The sequence below is a fragment of the Campylobacter sp. BCW_4321 genome (genome assembly GCF_001763075.1).
GTDB lineage: Bacteria > Campylobacterota > Campylobacteria > Campylobacterales > Campylobacteraceae > Campylobacter_D > Campylobacter_D jejuni.
In genome coordinates this window covers 13,774-35,118 of the sequence record NZ_MJYA01000016.1, presented here as the reverse complement: position 1 = coordinate 35,118, position 21,345 = coordinate 13,774, and the positions used below count along the sequence as shown (strand labels likewise).

Below are 21,345 nucleotides of genomic sequence, written 5' to 3'. Positions count from 1 at the left end.
CCTAAAATTTCTAATATCTTAGCAAACTTGCATAAAGCAACGATAAATTATTTTTCTTCATTGTAAGAAAAAATAGGTAAAGACCATTGATATTTGATAGCTAAAAGTCTTGCAATAACTCCTATAAAAAGAGTTAAAAGTGTGCAAACTAGAGCATTAAGCTCAAGCCAAATTATTAGAGAGTAATAGATTGTTCCTGCAATTATGGCGATTCCTGCATAAATTTCTTTTTGAAATACCAAAGGGATTCTCATACATAAAATATCTCTTAAAATTCCACCAAAAACACCCGTAATTACAGCAGCAGCAACGGCTATGATAAACCCATGATTTTGATCTATGGCTATTTGAGCTCCAAGTATGCTAAAAACAACAAGTCCTATAGCATCAAGAGTTAGAAATAAAGTTTCAAGCTTGGTTACTACACGTGGAATTTTTGTGGCTATAAGGGCGCAAAAACAGATTAAAATAATATATTCAGGATGTTTAACCCAAGTTAAAGGATAATGTCCTAAAAGCACATCTCGTATGCTTCCGCCTCCAATTGCTGTTACGAGAGCAATAAAAATAACTCCAAAAAGATCCATTTTATGGCGTCCTGCAGCTAAAGCCCCTGTCATTCCTTCTGCGGAAATACCTATGATATAAAGAGTGGTTATTGTAAGAGCATTTATCTCCATAATTTATACCTTAAAATTTATCACAATTTATTTGATACTGTTTAATATTTTCATCATTTACTTCGTGGTTTGGTACTTGATAGCATTCTTTAAATTTCGGAGTTTTAATAATTTTTACATAAAAACTTGGTATAGCAATACGGTTTTTAATGTATTGTGGTTCTTTATCGTAAAGTACTAAATTTAAAACTTCAATACTTTGAAATTTTAAAGCCAAATTTCTTTCTCTTTGTTCGATTTCATTCCAAATTTTATTATTTATTTGCGCATTTTGTGGGGTAATATTACTCATTAAAAATACTGAATTTTGAGCAGCTTTACTAAAGCTAAAAGAAGCATTGGGTGCAGTGTGTCCTCGCGTGTAGCCGCTGTTTTTATAATCACTCCAAGTAGTGCGGTATTTTTTAGGAATATTTGTATCATCTTCAAAGCGAGGGCGTTTTTTAATTTGTTTATTTTTTAAATTTGAAGCTTCTGCTTTATAAGCAATGGCTTTTGTACCTTTGAGTTTATAATCATAGCAATTTAGATAAAAAAACTTATCTAAGATTTGCGAGCAGTTTATGTTGTTAAAATAAGAAGAAAAAACAGCACTAGGCTTGTAAGATTCTAAGGCGAAAATATTAAGAAATATAGCGAGTAAAAAGATGAAAATTTTCATTTAAGTTCCTTATCTTTACTTTTGCAAAGATGATTTAAAAAACATTCTTTACATAAAGGTTTTTTAGCTTTACAAGTGTAGCGTCCAAAAAGAACCATGGCTTGATGAAGATAGTTAAGATTATCTTTAAATATGCGTGTTAAATCTTCTTCTGTAGCTTCTGGAGTTTTTGCTTTGCTAAGTCCTAAGCGGTGAGAAACTCTAAAAACATGAGTATCTACAGCCATGAAATTTGCTCCACACCATTCTATTAAAACCACATGGGCGGTTTTTTGTCCCACGCCTGCTAAGGATTTTAATTTCTCTTCTTCAAGGGGAATTTCTCCGTCAAAATTTTCACAAACTGATTTTGCCATTTTTATAAGATTTTGTGCTTTATTATTAAAAAATGAACAAGTTTGTATGTAGGTTTTAAGGCTTGATAAATTTGCATTTGCAAGAGATTTGATATCAGGATAAGCTTTAAAAAGATCAGGAGTGATGAGATTAACTCTTTTATCAGTGCATTGGGCTGAAAGCATCACACAGACTAATAGTTCGTATAAATTTGAAAATTTAAGTTCTGTTACAGGTTTCTCAAAATGTTTTAAAAAAAGCTCTTTGATTTCTAAATTTCTTTTCATTTTTTAATTTTAGTTAATTAGCTTTAAACCAAGTTTAGATATAATCGATTTTATATACATTTTATTAAAAAGGAAACCCAATGAAAAAAATTTCTTTAGTTGCAGCAGCTTTGATTGCAGGTGTAGCTTTAAATGTAAATGCAGCTACAGTAGCCACTGTTAATGGCAAGAGCATTAGTGATACAGAAGTAAGTGAATTTTTTGCCCCTATGCTTAGAGGACAGGATTTTAAAACTTTGCCAGATAATCAAAAAAAAGCTCTTATTCAGCAGTATATTATGCAAGACTTAATTTTACAAGATGCTAAAAAACAAAATTTAGAAAAAGATCCTTTATACACAAAAGAACTTGATCGTGCAAAAGATGCAATACTTGTTAATGTTTATCAAGAGAAAATTTTAAATACAATTAAAATTGATGCGGCTAAAGTTAAAGCTTTTTATGAACAAAATAAAGACAAATATGTAAAACCTGCAAGAGTGCAAGCAAAACATATCTTAGTAGCGACAGAAAAAGAAGCTAAGGATATTATTAACGAACTTAAAGGTTTAAAAGGTAAAGAGCTAGATGCTAAATTTAGTGAGCTTGCTAAAGAGAAATCAATTGATCCAGGTTCAAAAAACCAAGGTGGTGAGCTTGGTTGGTTTGATCAATCAACTATGGTAAAGCCTTTTACAGATGCTGCTTTCGCACTTAAAAATGGTACTATTACTACAACTCCGATAAAAACGAATTTTGGCTATCATGTAATCTTAAAAGAAAATTCGCAGGCTAAAGGTCAAATCAAATTTGATGAAGTGAAACAAGGTATTGAAAACGGACTTAAATTTGAAGAATTTAAAAAAGTTATCAATCAAAAAGGCCAAGATCTTTTAAATAGTGCTAAAGTGGAATATAAATAATGGGTGTTTTAGACATTGTAAAAGCAGGAGTGATTAGCGGAGATGAGCTTAATAAAGTTTATGACTATGCTAAAGCAGAGGGTTTTGCTATTCCTGCTGTTAATGTTGTAGGAACTGATTCTATTAATGCAGTTTTAGAAGCTGCAAAAAAAGTTAACTCTCCAGTTATTATCCAGTTTTCAAATGGTGGGGCAAAATTTTATGCAGGGAAAAATTGTCCTAATGGAGAAGTTTTAGGTGCAATTAGTGGGGCTAAACATGTACATTTACTTGCTAAAGCTTATGGTGTGCCTGTGATTTTACACACTGATCATGCCGCAAGAAAACTTTTACCTTGGATTGATGGGCTTATTGAGGCAAATGCACAATATAAAAAAACCCATGGACAAACTTTATTTAGTTCTCATATGCTTGATCTTAGCGAAGAAAGTTTAGAAGAAAATCTTAACACATGTGAAGTTTATCTTCAAAAACTTGATGCTTTAGGTGTCGCGCTTGAAATAGAACTAGGTTGTACAGGTGGCGAAGAAGATGGAGTGGATAATACAGGTATTGATAATTCTAAGCTTTATACCCAACCAGAAGATGTAGCACTTGCATATGAAAGACTTGGAAAAATTAGTGATAAATTTTCAATTGCAGCAAGCTTTGGAAATGTACATGGAGTTTACAAACCAGGAAATGTTAGCTTACAACCTGAAATTTTAAAAAATTCGCAAAAATTTGTCAAAGATAAATTTGCTTTAAAAAATGATAAGCCTATAAATTTTGTATTTCATGGTGGTAGCGGTAGCGAGCTAAAAGATATTAAAAATGCAGTAAGTTATGGCGTAATTAAGATGAATATTGACACAGATACCCAGTGGGCTTTTTGGGATGGGGTACGTGAATATGAACTTAAAAATAGGGCTTATTTGCAAGGACAAATTGGAAATCCAGAAGGTGATGACAAGCCAAATAAAAAATACTATGATCCGCGTGTTTGGTTAAGGAGTGGTGAAGAAAGCATGATAAAGCGTCTTGAAGTCGCTTTTGAAGATTTAAACTGTATAAACAAAAACTAAGCATTTTAAAGGCTTAGTTTTATTTTGTTTTAAAAATTTTTATCAAATTAAGTAGCAATCTTTAAAATAAAATTTTTATTGAGGTATTGGTTTCATGGAGATTAAATCAGATGAAATTTCAGAACTTGTTTTGCCTGAAGGCAAAGATGCAAGAGGTTCTTTGGTTTATTTTAAAATTATTTTTATTCCAGCTTTTCTTTATATTTTGATTTTATTAGGTTATTTTAATGTAATTGACTTTAAGGTTGAATTACATACGGTTATTATGACAGGTGTGATTTTTTTTACAGCATTGATTTTTGCTAGACATAGTGCTGAGTATGCGTATAGTATTTTTGAACAACAAAAAGATGAATTTAAACAGGCTTTAAAAAGACATATTATGAGGCATTTTCTTGCCATAGGGAAAGACACGAAATCAAATGCCAATTTTGATGACTTTGCTTATACATATATTAAAGGTGCAAGAAATGAGAATTTTGCTAGTATAGGTTCGGCAATTTTTCCAATGATGGGAATTTTAGGAACTTTTATCAGCATAGCTTTTTCAATGCCAAATTTTAGTTCTAGTGATACAGCCGCTTTAGAACAAGAAATTGCAGATTTGTTAAGTGGAGTAGGAACTGCTTTTTATGTTTCAATTTATGGAATTTTTCTTGCATTATGGTGGATGTTTTTTGAAAAATATGGTAAAAGTAAAATAGATCGTTTACTAAATCGTCAAAAAAACGCTACAAGTGGATTTTTTTGGACAAAAGAAGAGCTTGATCAAAGATATTTAACTGAGAGTTTGCAACATTTTGAAAAAATTGGAGCAATTTTTAAACAAGTTAGCAATGATGATTTTTTTGCAGAGCTTGATCATGCTATTGATAGAAAATTTGGCATTTTTCAAGATATGCTAAATGTAGAAGAAAAAGCTATTAGATTAAGTAGTGAACACATCAAACAAACCATGAGTGAGCTTAGTAAAGCACAAAGAGATCAACGCGATCTTGGAAAGCTTTATAGTGAAATGTTAAATGGCATAGGTTTGCTCAATCAAAATTTGAAAGAAATCAATACAAGAATGTCAGAACAATATAATCGCTTGCTCGATATCAGTAGTGATAAAATTCATCATCTTGATAAGACGCTAAGTGCATTCGATGAAAAAGTAGAGCGTTTTGGCAAAAATTTTGAACTTTATGAAAAAGCAATGTTGGAAAGTCAAGAAAAGGTTTTTGAGGGATTTAAAGCAAGCTTGTTTGAAGGTATGCATAAATTTAAGGAAGTATATGAAGAAGAAAAAAGTATCGATGCTAAAATCAAAATGATGGATGAGCTTAAAAAAGAAATGAAAGCACTTGATGAAGAAACAAGTCAAATGATGAGTAAGCTTTCTGGGGATGGAAATCAAAATAAAGAAAATGAAACCAAACAAATAGAAGATTTTTCAGAGTCTAAGACTGAAGAAAATCAAGATGAAATTCAAGCAGAAATATCTAAGCAAGAAAGCAATGATGAGTTAAAAAATGAAGATAAAGAAAATAAATGAAAAATGAGTCAAAAGAAGATAGCAATTTTTGGATAGCTTATGCTGATTTAATGGCAGGATTGCTGTTTGTTTTTATTTTGCTAATAGGTGCTATTGTTGTAAAATATGTTTTAACTCAAAGTGATTTAAAAGAAATTAAAGACAATCTCAATAAACAAGAGGCACGCTTAGAGGAGAGCAAAGAAGAGCTTAGAAATAAAGAAGCTATAGTGTTTAAACTAAGTTCTGATTTAAACAATGCTTCTAGTGCTTTAAATCTTGCTAATTCTCAAAAAGCAGAATTAGAGGCTAATATTACAAATTACAAGCAGTTAAGTAAAGATTTGAACTCAACTTTAGATAATAAAGATAAGCAAATTTTGATTTTACTAGGTCAATTAGAGAAAAAAGATGAAGAGCTTAAAAATTTACAAGAAGATTTTCAAAAAGCTAAAGAAAAGGTGCAAAATCTTGGTTTGATTCGTGAAAATTTAAGCAAGGAATTGCAAAGCAAACTTGATAATAATATCACTATAGATGAAAAGACAGGATCTATTTCTTTGCCTGCTGAAGTACTTTTTGATAAAGATTCTTATGTGTTAAAAAATGAAGCAAAGGCAAGTTTGAGAAAAATCTTAAGCGAATATTTTGATGCTATTCTTGAAGATCCAAAAATTTTTTCTAACATTGAAAATATCATTATTGAAGGACATACTGATAGTGATGGATCTTATATTTATAATTTAGATTTGTCGCAAAAAAGAGCTTATGAGGTGATGAATTTTATCTATACTTTTTATAAGAGTGATAAGCTTCAAAAGCTTTTAATGGCAAGTGGACGTTCTTTTTCAGATCCTGTGTTTGTCAACGGAGTTGAAGATAAGGATAAGAGTCGTCGCATAGAGATAAAATTTAGCATTAAAAATGATAATGCTTTAAAAGATGTAGAAAAATTCTTTGAATTTCATTAAAACAATTAGTCCTATACAAAAAATCAATTTTAACGGATTTGAATTTTATATTAAAAGAGATGATTTATTAGGAGAAATTAATGGAAATAAAGCTAGGAAACTTGCTTTTTATATCCATCAAAGATATCCTAAAAATCAATCTTTTATAAGTTATGGAGGAAGCCAAAGTAATGCTTTGGCGGCATTAAGTATTTTTGCTAAACAAAGATCATATAAGCTTGTTTTTGCTTGTGAAAAAATTTCTACTTTTCTTAAGAATAATCCTTGTGGAAACTATGCTTTAGCTTTAGAAAATGGTGTTGATTTTGTAGAAAATATCCATTCTTTATCCTTAAAGCAATTTGCCTTGTCTTTGTGTAAAAAAGATGATATTTTTATAGAACAAGGCATGGCTAATTTAGAAGCTCAATATGGCTATATGGAGCTTGCTCAAGAAATTCAAATGCAAAGTCAAAGTTTAAAGCTTGATTTTGATATTTTTTTACCTTCGGGTACAGGCACTTCGGCAGCTTTTTTGGCAAAGTATTCTAAATTTAAAGTATTTACTTGCGCTTGTGTAGGTGATATTAAATATCTTAAAAAACAAATTTTAACATTAGATCCAAGCTATGATTTTTCAAATTTAGAATTTTTAACAAGTGATAAAAAATATCACTTTGCTAGACCGTATAAAGAATTTTATGAGCTTTACATGGATTTAAAGTTAAAGTGCAATATAGAATTTGACTTGTTGTATGATATTTTAGGATTAAGTATAGCATTAAAACAAGAGTGGAAAAAACCATTGCTTTATATACATCAAGGTGGAATTTTAGGAAATTCCACTATGTTAGAGAGATATAAATTTAAAAAATTAGTTTAAAATTCCATAGATAAAAATGATTAAAATAATCAAAGGTACTATATATTTTACATAATAAAACCAAATTCCAAACCATGAACTTTTAAGTGTATTGTTATTGCTAAGTTCTTTTAGACTTTCTTGTTTGCCTAAAATCCAACCTACATAAATGCAGCAAAAAAATGCAGTTAAAACAAACAAAATATTTCCACTAATGAAATCAAAACTATCAAAAATGTTTTTTCCTTTGATGATAACAATATCACGCCAAGGCCCATAAGTTAGAATACAAGGAAGATTGCCAAGTATGAAGATAAACCCTAGAGTTAGGTTAATAGAAAGATTTTTAGAATATTTAAATTTTTCTTCTAATACGCTAATAATAACTTGATAAATTGGCAAGCTTGTGGTTAAAGCTGCAATCAAGAGTAAGACAAAAAATAAAATACACACAATGGTACCAAAATGGATATGAGAAAATGCTATAGGTAAAGTTTCAAAAACCAAAGAAGGCCCGCTATCTGGAGCAAGTCCTGCTGAGAAAAGTGCTGGAAAAATCATAAAACCAGCCAAAACAGCTATAATGGTATTTAAAACCCCTGTATAAATAGCGGTTTTTGCCATATTTTCATTTTTATTAAGATGAGATGAAAGTGTTATCATCACCCCAAAACCTAGGGATAAAGCAAAAAAGACTTGCCCTAAAACATCGATTAAAAGTTTTGATGATAAAATTTTACTAAAATCAGGTTCAAGATAAAATTTAACTCCAGCTATAGCTCCATCAAGGGTTAAATTGCGTCCCACAACAACAATAAGACAGATAAATAATAAGGGCATTAAAAATTTGACGGATTTTTCTATACCATCTATAATGCCTCTTTTTAAAATAATATAATTAATAATTACAAAAACAGTGGTAAAAATACCAACTCCTAAAGGATTGAAGGCTATTTTGTCGTTAAAAAACTGATGAGTAAATTCTTTGCTTACTACATTGGCAAGACTAAAATTCCCTAGGGTTAATTCCCAAATATAAACTAAAACCCATCCTCCAAGTACCATGTAGTAAGCCATTATGCCAAAGCTTCCTAAAAGTCCCATATATCCAATACTTTGCCATTTTTGTTTGAAAGCATCTACGCTATTTGTCATCGCTTTTCTGCCTATGACATTTTCAACTAAAATAACAGGAATGCCTATGATAATCATAGCTATACAAAAAACTAATACATAAGCACCGCCACCATTTTCTCCTACAAGATAGGGAAAACGCCAAGTTGCTCCAAATCCTATGGTTGCTCCAGCAACTGTTAGAATATAAGTTAGTGTGCTACTCCATGTTTGTCTTTGCATGATTATCCTTTCGAAAAAGAATTATTTTACCTAAAAATAACTTTAAAAACTTATAAGCTATCCATATAGCTTATATCGTAAGTATTTTTTAAGCGTTTGTGTATCGTTTCGTGCCAATTTTGAGATATGAGAGAGTTTAATTTTTCTAATTTATCTAATAAATTCAGATTTTGCTTAAGAATTTGATGCGGGGAGTAAAAAAGTTGATTGAGTTCAAATACACTAAGTGAAGTAGAATTTTTTTCTAAAATTTTAATATTTTCATGCTTTTGTATTTGTCCAACTTGTAAAACTTTATAATACCATCCACTCAAGCCCGTTTTAAAAATTTCATGTGTAAAATTTGGATTATTGTGAATTTTAGAAATTTTTACACAAGGTTTTCTAGGTTCGCTTACTTGCAGTATTGCATTTGAAATTTGATGTATATCACCTATGCAAACATTTTGTTCACAAAGCCCATCGATGCTCAAATTTTCACCCATTGAGCCAAAATTTAGCTTTTTATTAAGAAATCTTTCCCATATAGGATAGTTTTGACAAGAGTTGGCAAAAATAGCCTTATGGTAGCCTCCATGATGAATTTTATCAGCTATTTGATCATCTAAAATACCTAGAAAATCAATTTGTGTTTCTTCTAGGTAAGTATCTTTAATAAATGCGCTTTGGAAATTTTTATAGTTTTTAATTTTCCCTATTTGCAAACTTTGAATTTTCATGGTTCTAGTTTTTTTAATAAATCATCAGCACTGATAAAACCCGTGATTTTTAATTTTTCTTTTCCATTTTCAAAGAAAATTAAAACAGGTGGGCCAAAAACATTAAATTCTTTCATGGTTTTAATTTGTTCATTATTATTTTCGCTTACATCAACTTTGATAAGTTTGTAATTTTGCATTTTTTGTATGATTCTTTCATCGCTAAAGGTCAATTCATCTAAAAGTTTGCAATTTTCACACCAAGATGCAGTAAAATCAAGCATTATGGGCTTTGTATTTGTTTGTATTTCTTGCTTTAATTGTTCAAAATTGTTGATATAATCATAGCTTAAAGCAGGTTTTGAGGCAGATATAGTATTGAAATTTAAAGGATTTAAGAAATTTTTAGCCCCAAAAAGTCCCCCTAGGAAAATACTTAGAGAATAAGCTAAAATAAGAATTAAAATACTTTTTTTAATTTTAGAAATTATTGTAAAACTTTTTTCAAAAATTCCCATAAAAACACTAAAAAATACACCTAAAATTCCATAGGCAATTAAAATGTAATTTTCTTCAATAATTCTAGAAAGTATCCAAATAGCCATAGCCAACATAACAAAAGCAAAGAAAATTTTTACTTTTTCCATCCAAAAACTAGGTTTAATAAAACCTAATCCTAAGCCTATGAAAAGCAAAGGTATACCCATGCCAAAACTCATGATAAAAAGCGCACTACCACCTAATAAAGCATTGCCTGTATTGGCTATATAAATTAAAGCACCTGCTAAAGGGGCTGCTACGCAAGGACCTACTATTAAAGCAGATAAAAATCCCATAATAGCTATACCTACAACTCCCTTTCCTTTTTCGCTTTTTTTATGTATAAAGGTTTGAAATCTTAATGGTAATTCGAAACGAAAAGCTCCAAACATAGCAAAAGCAAAAGCTATGAAAATTAGAGCAAAAAGAATTAAAATAATAGGTTTTTGTAAAATTCCTTGAATACTTGCTCCTAGAAAACTTGCTATAACTCCAGCAATAGCGTAGGCTAAAGACATGAAAAAAACATAGATAAAAGAGAGAAAAAAACTATGTTTTTTTGAAAATTTAGCATTACTTTTTGCTATGATAAGAGAAGATAAAATCGGAATCATAGGTAAAATACAAGGTGTTAAGGAGAGTAAAAGTCCATAGCCAAAAAAACTTAGTAAAATCCAAAAAAAGTTATCTGTTGCTAAAAAATTTGCTATAGAGCTTTCTTCAGATTCAATTTTAGTTTTTTTATCTGTTTTTTGAGCTTTATAAGGTTTTGAAATTTCAAAAGTATCTTTTTTAGAAATGAGATCAAAGTACCAAGTTTGAGGATTATAACACAAGCCTTGTTCAGAACAACCTTGAAATTCGAGTTTGATTAAATTTGTAGTATTTTTTGCAAAGTGCTCTAGTAGTAAATTTGGCAAAGCTAAATTTAATTTTTGATAATAAACATTTTCATTGCCTCTTGTAGAGCTTTGAGGTAGATTAATCAAAGAACTTATATCTTTTTCATTTATATATAATTTAAGTTTATTAGAATAAAGATAAATATCTTTTCCAAGTTCAATATCAATTGAGATAGAACTATTATAAGAGTTTGATTTTACATTAAAAGCTTCATTTAAAGACAATATAGAAGCAAAACATAAGCAAAAACTTAATAAAATAATACCAAAAATACGCATAAATTTCCTAAAAACTTATTTTTCCTTTATCTTTAGCTTCAATTATAATTTATTATGATAAATTTACTTTAAATACTTTATAAAGGTTTGAAAATGCAAGAAAATAATTCTTCAAAAACACAAGGGGCTGTTAAAAAGAATGAAATTTATATTTCTGTTAAAAGAAAGAAAAGTACAATAGAATATGAAAAAGATTTAAAGAATTTGCAAATTGAGCTTTTGAAATTTCAAAATCATGTTAAAGCCAAGGGTTTAAAGGTTCTTATACTTATAGAAGGACGCGATGCAGCTGGAAAAGGTGGGGCGATTAAACGTTTGATTGAGCATTTAAACCCGCGTGGTTGCCGCGTTGTGGCTCTTGAAAAACCTAGTGATGTGGAAAAAACACAGTGGTATTTTCAGCGTTATATAGCACATTTGCCCTCGGCCGGTGAGATTGTGATTTTTGACAGATCTTGGTATAATCGTGCAGGAGTAGAACCGGTTATGGGTTTTTGTACACCGCAACAACATAAAGATTTTTTAAGAGAAGTGTCTTTGTTTGAAAATATGATTTCAAATAGTGATATTATTTTTTTTAAATTTTATTTTTCAGTATCAAAAGACGAGCAAAAAAAACGTTTTGAAAAACGCCGAAGTGATCCACTTAAACAATATAAATTATCTCCTGTAGATCAAAAATCACAAGAATTATGGGATAAATATACTTTAGCTAAATACTCTATGCTTTTAGCATCTAATACTCCAACTTGTCCTTGGACTATTATTTCTTCAGATGATAAGAAAAAAGCAAGATTAAATTTATTGCGTTTTATACTTTCTAAGGTAGAATATCCAAATAAAAAAACTGGAGATTTTTCCAAAATTGATGCAAAATTAGTGCGTAGTGGAGAAGAAGAAATACGAAAAATGGAGGCGAATTTGGAAAAACTTGACAGTAAAAAAGCAGATGAGAAAATAAAAGATTTAGATTAAGGAAAAGAATGCATAAGCTGGTTGAAAATTTAGCACTAAAGTACTATGATAAAGTAGTTGATTTAAGACATCAAATTCATATGCATCCTGAGCTTGAATTTGAAGAAGAAAATACAGCTCATTTAGTGTGTAAAATTTTAGATGAGTTTGGCATTAAATATCAAAAAAATATTGCAAAAACAGGAATTTTAGCTATTATAGAAGGAAAAAAGAAGAGTCAGAAAAAACCAAAATGCGTTCTTTTAAGAGCGGATATGGATGCTTTGCCTGTACAAGAAAAAACTAATCTAAGTTATGCTTCAAAAATTGATGGTAAGATGCACGCATGTGGACATGATGGACATACAGCAGGACTTTTGGGAGCTGCTTTGATATTAAATGAGCTCAAAGATGAATTTTGTGGCACGATTAAGTTTATGTTTCAGCCCGCAGAAGAGGGAAGCGGTGGAGCTAAACCTATGATAGAATCAGGTGTATTGGAAAATCCTTATGTTGATGCGGTTTTTGGTTGTCATTTATGGGGGTCTTTGCTTGAAAATACTGCTCAAATTGTAAGTGGTGAAATGATGGCTGGAACGGATATTTTTGATTTGGAATTTATTGGCAGAGGAGGGCATGGAGCTCATCCGCACACTTGTATAGATCCTATAATTATGGCAACGCAATTTGTAAATAATATACAAAGTGTTGTTTCTAGGCGTTTAGCCCCTTATGAAGCAGGGGTGATTACCGTAGGTCAAATTTGTGCAGGAACTACTTATAATGTTATTCCTGCAAATGCTTATTTAAAAGGAACTGTGCGCTTTTTAAATGATAAAACACAAGATATTTTAAAAAGTTCTCTAGAAGAAGTAGCTGCTGCTACAGCAAAATCTAATGGTGGAGATTATAAGCTTAAATATACTAAAGAATTTCCTCCATTGATTAATGATGAAAAAGCTGCTTTAATAGCAAGAAAAGCTTTTGCAAAGGTCTTAGGAGAAGAAAATATCATTGTTTCTTCTAAACCTGACATGGGGGCTGAAGATTTTGCTTTTTTAACACGAGAAAGAATGGGAGCTTATGTATTTGTTGGAATTTCAAAGGATTTAAATCATCCAGCTTTGCACCATAGTTCTACTTTTTGTTGGGATGATGAAAATTTAAAAGTTTTAATGCAGGGTGATGTGATGATGGCTTTAGAATTTTTAAATTTATAAAATAGAATTAAAAATTCACAAAAAATTCACAAAAAATGAGTAAAATTTAATCTTGATTTTTCTTTAGGATTTGTTATTATGAAAAAGAAGATTGTTTTAATCATTTTAATTGCAATACTTGGAAGTGTTGGGGCTTATTTTATTTTTTTTAATAATGATGAAAAAATCAGCTATTTAACTCAAAAAATACAAAAAAAAGATATATCTCAAACCATAGAGGCAGTAGGAAAGGTATATGCCAAAGATCAAGTCGATGTAGGTGCTCAAGTTAGCGGACAAATTATAAAACTTTATGTCGATGTGGGAACTCATGTAAAGCAAGGTGATTTGATCGCTCAAATTGACAAAGATAAACAACAAAACGATTTAGATATTACAAAAGCTCAGCTTGAAAGCGCTAAGGCTAATTTAGAGAGTAAAAAAGTTGCTCTTGAGATTGCAAGTAAGCAATATCAAAGAGAGCAAAAACTTTATGCAGCTAAAGCAAGTTCTCTTGAAAATTTAGAAACTCAAAAAAATAATTATTATACTTTAAAAGCCAATGTTGCAGAGCTTAATGCTCAAGTAGTTCAGCTTGAAATCACTCTTAAAAATGCACAAAAAGATTTAGGTTATACAACCATTACTGCTCCTATGGATGGTGTTGTGATTAATGTAGCTGTAGATGAAGGACAAACAGTTAATGCTAATCAAAACACTCCTACTATAGTCCGTATAGCTAATTTAGATGAAATGGAAGTAAGGATGGAAATAGCAGAGGCTGATGTGAGTAAGATAAAAGTAGGAACAGAGCTTGATTTTTCTTTGCTTAATGATCCTCAAAAAACTTATCATGCTAAGATTGCAAGTATAGATCCAGCTGATACTGAAGTGAGTGATTCTAGTACAAGCTCAAGCTCATCAAGTTCGAGTTCTTCAAGCTCAAGCTCATCAAATGCTATTTATTATTACGCAAAATTTTATGTAGCCAATAAAGATGATTTTTTGCGTATTGGTATGAGTATACAAAATGAAATTGTTGTAGCAAGTGCAAAGGCTGTTTTAGCAGTGCCAACTTATGCAATTAAAAGTGATCCAAAAGGCTATTATGTTGAAATTTTAGAAAATCAAAAAGCTGTTAAAAAATATGTTAAACTTGGTATTAAAGATTCTATCAATACTCAAATTTTAGAAGGTGTAAATGAAAATGAAGAATTGATAGTAAGCTCAAGTGCTGATGGCTTAGCTCCTAAAATGAAGTTGAGATTTTAATGATTTTTCTTAAAAATATTTGCAAAAATATAGGCGAAAATGCCATTTTAAAAAATGTAAGTTTAAGTATAGAAAAAGGTGAATTTGTTGCTATTATAGGACAAAGTGGAAGTGGTAAAACTTCACTTTTGAATATCATAGGAACATTAGATACGCCAAGTAGTGGAACTTATGTTTTTGATGAGTATGAAGTCACTAAACTTAATAACGATGAAAAAGCAAGATTAAGGCGTGAAAAAATAGGCTTTATATTTCAAAGATATAATCTTTTAAGCTTGCTTAGCGCTAAAGAAAATGTTTCTTTACCTGCAGTTTATGCGGGAAAAAATTTACAAGAAAGAAGTCAAAACGCTAAAAAACTTTTAAATGATTTAGAATTAGCTCACAAGTTAGATTCTAAACCGAATGAATTAAGCGGAGGGCAGCAACAACGCGTTTCTATAGCAAGAGCTTTAATCAATGGTGGAGAGCTTATTTTGGCTGATGAGCCAACGGGAGCTTTGGATAGTAAAAGCGGTATTATGGTGCTTGAAATTTTACAAAAACTTAACGCGCAAGGTCATACTATAGTCTTAGTAACTCATGATCCAAAAATTGCAGCACAAGCTAAAAGGGTTATAGAAATTAAAGATGGAGAAATTTTAAGCGATACTAAAAAGGAAAAAGCTCAAGAAAAACTCACTTTAAAAACAATGTCTAAAGAGAAAAAAACACTTACTTTGCTTAAAAATCAAGCCTTTGAGTGTTTTAAGATAGCTTATTCTTCCATACTTGCACACAAACTTCGTTCTATTTTAACTATGCTTGGAATCATCATAGGTATTGCTTCTGTAGTTTGTGTTGTAGCTTTGGGGTTGGGCTCTCAAGCTAAGGTGCTTGAATCCATTGCAAGACTTGGAACAAATACTATTGAAATTCGTCCTGGAAAAGGATTTGGGGATTTGCGTTCGGGTAAAACAAGGCTTAATTTTAGTGATTTAGAAACGCTAAGATCTTTAGAATATTTAGAAGCAGTTGATGCTCACTCAAATACTTCAGGTGTAGCAACTTATACCAATATTTCTTTAAGTGCAAGAGCTGAAGGAGTGGGGGTAAATAATTTTGCCATAGAAGGTTTAAGGATAGATGCGGGAAGAATTTTAAATAATGATGATGTAAAAAATAGTACCAATGTTGCTGTGTTAGATTTTAACGCTAAAAAAAATCTTTTTCCTGATGAAAAAAGTGAAAATATTTTAGGTCGTGTGGTACTTTTTAATTCTCAACCTTTTAAGATCATAGGAGTTTTGCAAAAAGATACAGACAAGCCTATAGAAGATAATGTAGTGCGTCTTTATATACCCTATACAACACTGATGAATAAGCTTACAGGAGATAGAAATTTGCGTGAAATCATAGTTAAGGTTAAAGATGATGTGAGTTCAACTTTGGCTGAAAATGCTATCATAAGAATTTTAGAAATTAAACGCGGACAAAAGGATTTTTTTACTTTTAATTCTGACACCTTTAAGCAAGCTATTACAGCAAATAAACGCACTACAACGATACTTACAGCTTGTGTGGCTGTGATTGCTTTGATTGTTGGGGGTATAGGAGTGATGAATATCATGCTTGTTTCTGTAAGTGAAAGAACAAGAGAAATAGGCATACGCATGGCTATAGGGGCTAGAAGAGAAGATATTATGATGCAGTTTTTAATCGAAGCGGTTATGATTTGTACTATAGGGGCGATTTTAGGTGTGATTTTATCGATTTTTGTTATTTTTGCTTTTAATACTTTAAGTACTGATTTTCCTATGATTTTAAATGCCTATTCTGTGCTTTTGGGACTTTTAAGTTCTATGTTTATCGGTGTGGTTTTTGGTTTTTTCCCTGCAAGAAATGCAGCAAATTTAAATCCTATTAGTGCATTATCAAAGGAATAAAGTGAAAATAATACTTAGCATTTTTTTAGCATTTTTCTTGAGCGCTTGTGGTGCAAAACTTAGCTTGCCTAAAGAAGTTGATTTAACTCAAGAACAAATGAAAGATTTAAATCTCACTTATGATTGGTATAGATCTTATGATAATGCAAAATTAAATGAATTTCTAAATTTTGTTTTATTAAATAATAGTGATATTAATATTGCTAGAAAAACTTTGCTTTCAGCTTTGGCTAGAGCCGATTTGATTAATTATGATTTATATCCGACTTTAAGTGGAAATTTGGGTTTTGGTGCGGATAAAGATTTAAATTCAGGCAAACAAAGTAAAAATTTCAATAATTCTTTAAATTTAAGCCATGAGCTTGATATTTATGGCAAATTAAGAGATAGCGCAAGTGCGAGTGAATTTAGTGCGAAAGCAAGTGCTTATGATCTTGAAAATTTAAAAATAAGCATGATCAATACAGCTTTAAATAATGTGTTTGAGCTGGCTTATTTTAACGATGTAGATAAATTGCTTCGAGTCTATCTTTCAAATTTAGAACAAATGAAAGAGCTTTATAGCTATAAATACAAACTTGGAAAAATAGAAGAATTAGATCTTTTAAACATAGAACAAAGTCTATTAAGAGCTAAACAAAATTTATTAAGCAATGATAAAAATCGTAATTTACTCATAAAAAATTTACAAGATTTATTGGCAAAGCAAGAAGGTTTTGCCTATATAGAGTATTTTAAAACTTTATCTTTAAATGATTTTAAAACCTTAAGTCCTGATTTTAACATACCTTTAAAAGCCTTAGCATACCGTGCAGATGTGAGGTCTAAACTTAATAGCTTAAAATCAGCTTTTAAGGATTATTCTTCCATACAAAAATCTATTTTGCCTAGCATTTCTTTAGGTGGAGCATTAAGTGGGAGTGATAAAAAAATTGATGATAGTTTTAAATTTGAAATTTTAAGTGGCAATGTTAAGATTTCTTTGCCTTTCTTAGATTATGGTAGAGTAAAGCAAAATATCAAAATTTCACAATTTGCTTATGAACAACTTTTAATTTCTTATGAGCAAGCTTTACAAAGTGCGATGAATGAATTTGCATTGAATTATAAAGACTATCAAAGCGACACCTTGCTTTTGCAAAATTTGCAAAATATTAACATTAAACAAGAGCTTATCGCTAAGGCGTATTATGAAAAATATATTTTAGGAAAAAGTGAATTAAAAGATTATTTGGATGCAAATAACACTTTAAATTCTACCCAGCAAGAATTTTTAAGAGCTAGATTTAATCTTTTAAAAACCATTAATTCTTACTATCAAATCACAGCTTTAAGTTTTAATGATGAAAACTTAGAATTTCCTAAGTATTAAATTTAATAATCGATGATATTTTTTAAATCCTCGAGTAACTTTTTAGCCATCAGCTCATAGCCTTTTATAGTAAGATGTACATCATTGAGCGAAAGCTTTTGTTCTATCCATTTGTTTTTTCCTCCGCTATCTTGCATAAACTGATGCATATCAAAGATAAGAGTTTTTTCTTCTTTAGCAACTTCATATAATGCTTTGCGTATGGTAAAAAAATCAGGAGCAAGCTTGTAGTTTTTACCTTGTTTTTGAACTACGGTTGGTGGAGAGATTAGCATGATAACAGCGTTTTTATTGTAAGTTTTTAAAATGCCAATCCATTTTTTTAAATTATTTTTGAATTTTTCTTTTTCAAACCCTTTAAAGAGTGCATCATTAGAACCATAAGCAAGAATAATTAAATCATTGTGTAAAAGTTCTAGTTCTTTTTTTACAACTGCTTGATTCCAAGAGAGCCATAAATCACTTTTAGAACCATTGATTGCAATGGTATCTAAGAAAACATTATTATCTTTATTTGTGATGAAATATCCTCCTAGCTCAGCATCCTTTTGTAAGGCTGAAATTTGTAAAGGAAGATCAAGTTCTAGTTCTTTATAAGACCATTTATTAATTTGCGTGGTTCTTAACTCATAGCTTTGGTTTTTTGCATCTTTGATGCTAAAAGCATTGGTATTTTGCTTGGTTTTAAATAAAAATCCTATCTTGAATTTTTTTTTATCTAAGGTTGTATCAAGGTTGATTTTTGCACCTTTGATTTTTGCTTTGGCTATTATCCCACCTAGTGGAAAATTATGTCCAGCATTAGTAGGATTTCTTGAGTTTAAAATTTCAAAGTTTTTATAAGAATAAACAAGATTAAGATTTTGTTGATATTTGGGCTGTAAAGGATAGGCAAAACCTATAGAGTTAGAGCGGATTAAATATCCTCTTATGACACGCGGAAAGAAATCAGCCGCCATATGAGAATCTCCATAAATTCTAATTCCTATGTTTTGATTTTTTTCTAATTTTTTTTCTAGATTTTTAAGATCTTTTTTTGATACATAATTTGCTAAAGCAGGGTGATTTTTGTTTTGATTGAGTATGGAATCTATTGTGTCATTTGTATTTAAATTTTGTGCATAAGAGCTAGTAAAAATAATAAAAAACAATAAGATAATTTTAAATTTATTTACTAGCATTTTCTTCCTTAAGTTTTATGTGTTCTAATAAAAGTTTAGACATTTCTCTTGCACCACTTGGGGTAAAGTGAATCCCATCATCTGTTCTTACTTTTATACTTCTATTGTTTTCATCTTTTATATAAGCTGAGTATTCATCATTGACACTAAAAAATAGTTTAGTGTTGATAAAAATTTCTTTATTTTTAAGAATTTCATTGCTGTAAATTTTATTGAGCACTTGTATTTTTTTGTTCAAATCTTCTTTTTTTACAGGAGGGATTTCAAACCAAAAAACTTTGGCTTTATGTTTTTTAGCGATTTTAATGATTTCATCTACACGATTTGTATAAATATCTATCCAAGAAGGGGAGCCAAAACGATGGTAATTTCCTCCTTTTTTAATATCCCAAGGATCATTAGCACCAAGAAGAACAACAAGATATTTAATATTTGAGTTTTTAACAAAAGCTTCATTGGTTGCTTTTGACCAGTTAAAATAGGATTTATAAGAAAGGCCTGTATTTTGTTTACTAAGATCGGTTACCTTAAGATTTAAATTTCTTAAATCTCTATTTAAGGCTATTGCAACACCTTGCATTAAAGAATCTCCGATAAATAAAAACTCATCTCCATTTTGTAGCTCTAATTTGGTATTGTCGATAAAACTAATATTTGCATCTTGGATTAAGGTTAGATTTGTTTCTTTATGAGAAGTGTTTTCATCATTTTCTAAAGTGTTTAAAACTTTATCTATTTTACTTAAGTTTTCATCTGTTGATTTACTTTCTTGATTTGTATCTTCTTCATTGGTTTGAGGCAAGGGTTCGTTGCTTAAAATTGCACGAATTTGTTCTAATTTAATTTTGAAGCCATTGGCTTCTTTTAAAAGATCATTATGGGGATAGAATGCAAAGTGATATTTTTGTTCTATATAAGAGCTAATGCTCTGATTCATAACTACAACAACCAAGCCAAGCACTATAATCAAAATGAAGAAAAATCTAACTGCACTCATCTAAAAACTCGAATAAATAAAATCAGGAATTCCATCTGGCATAAAAGCAAAAACCAAAAGTAAAATAAAAGCTATGATAAAAGGTTTTAGTAAAAATGGAGTAAGGTTTAAAATCTTAATGCAATATTCTTTAAAATTAATAAATAAAGGATAGATCATAAAAAGAACCCCAAAAGCAACCAACATATAAATATCATTATAAGATGGAATTTGGAAGAAATTATAATAACAAGCTTTAAAATATTCTATTGCATCTTCTAGATTTTTGCTATAGTAAAAGAAAATCCAAGTAAAACATATAAATTGAAAGGTTAAAAATCTTCCTAAAGCTGGAATTTTTTGTAAACTAAATTTGCTTAAAGCTAGCAAATGTATAAAAACTATGCCAATACCATGCAATAAACCCCAAACAATAAAAGCAAGTGTATTACCATGCCACATACCTGAAAGTATAAAAGCGATGAGTATATTAACTATAGTGCGTGGCATTCCTTTTCTATTGCCCCCTAAAGGTATATAGATATAATCTCTTATAAAGGTTGAAAGACTGATATGCCATCTAGCCCAAAAATCTTTTAGATTTTTTGCAAGATAAGGCATGTTAAAGTTAGGTGGAAGGGTAAAACCTAACATTAAAGCAAAAGCACAAACTAAATCAACATATCCGCTAAAATCGCAGTATATTTGAATCGCATAGGCGTAAATTGCGCTTAAAAGTTGTATGAAATTATAAGATTGTGGAAAGTCTAAAATACTTTTAGCATAAATTCCAAGGTAATTGGCTATTAAAACTTTTTTAACTATACCAAAAACAAGCAAGATGATGATTAAATTTGCATGTTTAAATTCGCGTTTTTGATAGGCTTGTTCAAAGAAAAAAGAACTTCGCATAATAGGCCCTGAAAGTAGTGTTGGAAAAAATGATAAGAAGGTTGCTAAATTTAAAAAGCTTTCTAAACGGCGTTTTTGGCAAACTTCTACAAGATAAGTGATAGAAGTAAAGGTATAAAAACTAATTCCTATTGGAAATACTAAATCAATATTTAAAAATTCTAAACCGAAAAAATCTAATATCTCATCAATACTTCCTTTGATGCTAGGAAAGTATTTAAAAAAACATAAATTTAAAACAATAAAAGCCATACAAGTAGCGAAAATATAACGCTTGCGACGCACAAAAATAAGCAAGGCAAAATAGTGTATAAAAAAGGTATATATAAATAAAACTAAGGCGAAATAAGGATTGATTAAAATATAAATAATATAAGAGAAAATTAAAATTAAAATATTTTGTATTTTATAATCATTTTTAAAAGTCCAATAAATAGCAAAAAAAGCTATCATTAAAATACTAAATTCTAGAGAAAAATAAGTCATACCTTCAATCCAAAGCGAGATTTGCCCATAATAGG

At 30.0% G+C, this 21,345-nt stretch carries 19 protein-coding genes; 10 read left to right on the top strand and 9 right to left on the bottom strand.

Going from position 1 to position 21,345, the window contains the following annotated elements:
* Positions 1–47: 47 nt before the first annotated feature.
* Genes AJN58_RS02550 through nth form a run of 3 tightly spaced genes read right to left on the bottom strand, consistent with a single transcriptional unit; the run spans position 48 to position 1,964 of the window.
* Entirely contained in the window at positions 48–680 is a 633-nt protein-coding gene (locus AJN58_RS02550) for a trimeric intracellular cation channel family protein (protein ID WP_070286398.1), read from the bottom strand.
* Between the two features lie 10 nt (positions 681–690).
* Complete coding sequence (locus AJN58_RS02545; protein WP_070286397.1) at positions 691–1,341, bottom strand: DNA/RNA non-specific endonuclease; 651 nt, start codon at positions 1,339–1,341, stop codon at positions 691–693.
* A complete protein-coding gene (nth, locus tag AJN58_RS02540) occupies positions 1,338–1,964 on the bottom strand; it encodes an endonuclease III (protein ID WP_044779333.1) in 627 nt (208 codons plus the stop codon). Before nth ends, AJN58_RS02545 begins: the two co-directional genes overlap by 4 nt.
* Before the next feature lie 80 nt (positions 1,965–2,044).
* On the opposite strand from nth, the gene peb4 reads away from it, so the two are divergent.
* The 5 genes from peb4 (at position 2,045) to AJN58_RS02515 (ending at position 7,279) form a co-directional block, all read left to right on the top strand.
* Positions 2,045–2,866 carry a peptidylprolyl isomerase PEB4 gene (gene peb4, locus AJN58_RS02535; RefSeq protein ID WP_070286396.1) on the top strand — a complete coding sequence of 274 codons (822 nt, stop codon included), beginning with the start codon at positions 2,045–2,047 and terminating at the stop codon, positions 2,864–2,866.
* Complete coding sequence (fbaA, locus tag AJN58_RS02530) at positions 2,866–3,930, top strand: class II fructose-bisphosphate aldolase (RefSeq protein ID WP_070286395.1); 1,065 nt, start codon at positions 2,866–2,868, stop codon at positions 3,928–3,930. Before peb4 ends, fbaA begins: the two co-directional genes overlap by 1 nt.
* A 94-nt stretch (positions 3,931–4,024) precedes the next feature.
* Positions 4,025–5,467 carry a MotA/TolQ/ExbB proton channel family protein gene (locus tag AJN58_RS02525; RefSeq protein ID WP_070286394.1) on the top strand — a complete coding sequence of 481 codons (1,443 nt, stop codon included), beginning with the start codon at positions 4,025–4,027 and terminating at the stop codon, positions 5,465–5,467.
* Positions 5,464–6,417, top strand: coding sequence for an OmpA family protein (locus tag AJN58_RS02520; protein ID WP_002852313.1), 954 nt, complete (start codon positions 5,464–5,466; stop codon positions 6,415–6,417). Before AJN58_RS02525 ends, AJN58_RS02520 begins: the two co-directional genes overlap by 4 nt.
* Positions 6,404–7,279: a 1-aminocyclopropane-1-carboxylate deaminase/D-cysteine desulfhydrase gene (locus AJN58_RS02515; RefSeq protein ID WP_053872869.1), complete on the top strand. Its 876-nt coding sequence runs from the start codon at positions 6,404–6,406 to the stop codon at positions 7,277–7,279. The genes AJN58_RS02520 and AJN58_RS02515 overlap by 14 nt, the downstream gene beginning before the upstream one ends.
* Here AJN58_RS02515 and AJN58_RS02510 read toward each other — a convergent pair.
* The 3 genes from AJN58_RS02510 to AJN58_RS02500 are packed head-to-tail and all read right to left on the bottom strand — an operon-like array spanning position 7,271 to position 11,033.
* Positions 7,271–8,614 (bottom strand): sodium-dependent transporter, encoded by a 1,344-nt coding sequence (locus tag AJN58_RS02510; protein ID WP_070209852.1) that lies wholly within the window; start codon positions 8,612–8,614, stop codon positions 7,271–7,273. The genes AJN58_RS02515 and AJN58_RS02510 overlap by 9 nt on opposite strands.
* A 50-nt stretch (positions 8,615–8,664) precedes the next feature.
* The gene (locus AJN58_RS02505) at positions 8,665–9,333 is read right to left on the bottom strand and encodes an MOSC domain-containing protein (protein WP_070291936.1); all 669 of its coding nucleotides are present in this window, start codon (positions 9,331–9,333) and stop codon (positions 8,665–8,667) included.
* Entirely contained in the window at positions 9,330–11,033 is a 1,704-nt protein-coding gene (locus AJN58_RS02500; RefSeq protein ID WP_070209854.1) for a protein-disulfide reductase DsbD family protein, read from the bottom strand. The genes AJN58_RS02505 and AJN58_RS02500 overlap by 4 nt, the downstream gene beginning before the upstream one ends.
* Positions 11,034–11,126: 93 nt before the next feature.
* Between AJN58_RS02500 and ppk2 the strand changes: the two genes are divergently transcribed.
* The 5 genes from ppk2 to AJN58_RS02475 all read left to right on the top strand — a co-directional run bounded on the left by ppk2 (position 11,127) and on the right by AJN58_RS02475 (position 17,755).
* Entirely contained in the window at positions 11,127–12,008 is an 882-nt protein-coding gene (gene ppk2, locus AJN58_RS02495) for a polyphosphate kinase 2 (protein ID WP_053872584.1), read from the top strand.
* Between the two features lie 8 nt (positions 12,009–12,016).
* On the top strand, positions 12,017–13,207 hold the full coding sequence (locus AJN58_RS02490; RefSeq protein ID WP_070291934.1) for a M20 family metallopeptidase: 1,191 nt from the start codon (positions 12,017–12,019) through the stop codon (positions 13,205–13,207).
* 78 nt (positions 13,208–13,285) lie between these two features.
* Positions 13,286–14,458, top strand: coding sequence for an efflux RND transporter periplasmic adaptor subunit (locus AJN58_RS02485; protein ID WP_002871376.1), 1,173 nt, complete (start codon positions 13,286–13,288; stop codon positions 14,456–14,458).
* Entirely contained in the window at positions 14,458–16,383 is a 1,926-nt protein-coding gene (locus AJN58_RS02480) for an ABC transporter permease (RefSeq protein WP_070277241.1), read from the top strand. Before AJN58_RS02485 ends, AJN58_RS02480 begins: the two co-directional genes overlap by 1 nt.
* Position 16,384: 1 nt before the next feature.
* Complete coding sequence (locus tag AJN58_RS02475; RefSeq protein ID WP_070277240.1) at positions 16,385–17,755, top strand: TolC family protein; 1,371 nt, start codon at positions 16,385–16,387, stop codon at positions 17,753–17,755.
* A 2-nt stretch (positions 17,756–17,757) separates the two neighbouring features.
* On the opposite strand, the gene AJN58_RS02470 is transcribed toward AJN58_RS02475, so the two are convergent.
* Genes AJN58_RS02470 through AJN58_RS02460 form a run of 3 tightly spaced genes read right to left on the bottom strand, consistent with a single transcriptional unit; the run spans position 17,758 to position 21,310 of the window.
* Complete coding sequence (locus AJN58_RS02470; protein WP_070277239.1) at positions 17,758–18,936, bottom strand: SGNH/GDSL hydrolase family protein; 1,179 nt, start codon at positions 18,934–18,936, stop codon at positions 17,758–17,760.
* A complete protein-coding gene (locus AJN58_RS02465) occupies positions 18,923–19,933 on the bottom strand; it encodes a DUF459 domain-containing protein (RefSeq protein ID WP_044780017.1) in 1,011 nt (336 codons plus the stop codon). The genes AJN58_RS02470 and AJN58_RS02465 overlap by 14 nt, the downstream gene beginning before the upstream one ends.
* Positions 19,934–21,310 carry an MBOAT family O-acyltransferase gene (locus tag AJN58_RS02460; protein ID WP_070286392.1) on the bottom strand — a complete coding sequence of 459 codons (1,377 nt, stop codon included), beginning with the start codon at positions 21,308–21,310 and terminating at the stop codon, positions 19,934–19,936.
* Positions 21,311–21,345: the final 35 nt, after the last annotated feature.